A 2,199-nucleotide genomic window follows, 5' to 3' on the forward strand; every position below is an offset into this window, starting at 1 on the left:
AGCCGTTTAGAGCGCCCGGCAATAGGGACGCTCTTATCGGAGTGGGACGGTGACCCCGCCGCTGAACGGGCCGTCGTGCAACTCCAGATGATCAGCGGTGACGTCCTGGGGGATGTCGAAGACGAGGGTGCCGCTCGCCGTCTCGCCCGCGGAGATGTTCCCCCAGATATCTTCTGAAAAAACCATCCGCGACAGGAGCTGGCTGGAATCGTGGTCTGAGCCAGCGCTGTCGACAAGCCGCTGCGGGGCCACCGACAGATTCCGGGTCGAACCGCCGATGTTGTGCGCGGTGAGGGCGACCAGGCAGTACTGGCCGTCCGGATGCCTGGTGATCAATCCGATCTTCAATTGATCGAGGCCGCACTGCACATGTGTCACGGTGAACTCAAGCTGCCCATCGTGGACCGGGACACCGGCCCCGGCTGCCCCGGACGGGACGGGAGAAGGGGACGGGGCGGCCGAAGCCGCGGGCGCGGAGCTGGCAACGGCGGGCGATGCGCCTGTGTCGTTACCGCCGAGGCCTCGCAGGGCCACCCAACCGAGCAGCAGCAGGAGCACGGCGGCCAGGGCCAGCAGCCACCAGCGACGGCGTGGCCGCGACGGCGCGGCCGGCGGATACCAGGGGGGCGGTGCCTCGTCGGCGGGCTCGGCGAACCGCGCTGGCTGCCCGAACCGCGCTGGTTGTCCCGATAGCTGGCCGGTCGCGAACGTCGGCGAACCGCGGCGGGTCGGTGGCGCGACAGCGGCCATCCGCTGTGTCCGCCCGAGTATCTGATCGATCGGCGTGGCGGCGCTGACGTCCGCGTTGCCCTCGACCAGACGCATGAGCAGATCACGTGCGGCTGGCCGAGCCCTGGGATCTTTGGTCAACGCGGTCTCGACCAGCCCCCGTAGCGGTCGGGCGAGACCGGTCAGGTCCGGTGCCTCCTCCACGATCCGCTGCCCCAGGCTGGCGTCAGCGGCCGGCCCGAAGGCTCCCGGTTCCGCGAACGGGTGTCGGCCCGTTCCCGCGTAGCCGACCAGAAGCCCCCAGGTGAAGATGTCCGCGGCCGGGCCGACCGGATCGTCGAGGATTTGTTCGGGCGCCATCCAGCCGTAGGTCCCGAAGATCAGTCCACGATCGAGAGCATGACGGGTGGTAGCGGCGAGCTTGGCTATCCCAAAGTCGATGACCCTCGGCCCGGACAACGACATGATCACATTGGCGGGCTTGAGGTCACGGTGGACGATCCCCGCGCGATGGATGGCCGTCAGTGCCGTCGCCACCCCGATCGCGGTACCGGTCAGGGTCGAGGCGGGCAGCGGACCGTCCTCCGTCACCACCCAGTCCAGCCGCCTGCCATCGATGTACTCGGTGACGAGATACGGCGGGTAGGCGTCCGGGTCGGCGTCGAGCACCGAGGCCGTACAGAACGGCGAGACCCGTCGGGCCGCGGCGACCTCGTGTCGGAACCGCTCCCGGAAGTCGCGATCGGCGGCGAGGTCCGGCCGGATCACCTTGACCGCGACCTGTCGGCCCAGCGTGTCCCGGCCGAGATAGACCGTGCCCATGCCGCCGACGGCGAGACGGCTGTCCAGCATGTACCTGCCGACCGATAGCGGGTCGTCCGCATGCAGCGGCTCCAGTGGCTCCGCCGTAGCCCCCTTCCCCGCTCGGCCTGGCCGCGTCATGCCCGACCGCCCTGCTGCTGCCCGCCCGCTCATAACCCCCCACTTCAACCGCCTATGGCTGACCCGCTCACAGCCAGCCCGCTCACAGCCCCATCGTCACTCATCCCAGGCCTCTTGCGGTGGCAGAGTCCCCAACAGGCGGCATGCTCTCGAACGTGGAGGTGTGCCGGAAGGCAGCCGGATCAGGTCAGGCTCTCGGCTGTGCCAGGTCATAGACCGTCTGCCCACCAACAGTCCTGGCGGTGAAGGCGCTGTCCACCCAGGAGGTGATCTCGTTGTTTTCGCGGCCACCGAAACCACCGAAACCACCACCCGCGATGTAGTAATGGATGTTGTGATGAGCGACATACCGCTTGAACTCGGCGAGCGTCGGTGCCGGGTCACCGCCGCTGAACCCGCCCATCGACATGATCGCAGTACCGCTGGCGAGCTCGAGCGAGCCGGCCATCTGGGATCCCGACGCCGCCGCGGCCCAGCGGTAGCCTCGCTGGCCGTTCCTGAGCAGCTGGACGAGCTCGGCGTTGGCAG

General features: G+C 68.7%; 1 protein-coding gene and 1 pseudogene. Both read right to left on the bottom strand.

What is annotated here, in order from left to right:
- Positions 1 to 33: 33 nt before the first annotated feature.
- Positions 34 to 1,581 (bottom strand): serine/threonine-protein kinase, encoded by a 1,548-nt coding sequence (locus MJ785_RS20475; RefSeq protein WP_370653010.1) that lies wholly within the window; start codon positions 1,579 to 1,581, stop codon positions 34 to 36.
- A 277-nt stretch (positions 1,582 to 1,858) separates the two neighbouring features.
- A pseudogene (locus tag MJ785_RS20480) lies at positions 1,859 to 2,199 on the bottom strand (glycosyl transferase); the annotation flags it as partial.

The sequence above is a fragment of the Protofrankia sp. CiT1 genome (assembly GCF_917627335.1).
In the GTDB taxonomy this organism is placed as follows: Bacteria; Actinomycetota; Actinomycetes; order Frankiales; family Frankiaceae; genus Protofrankia.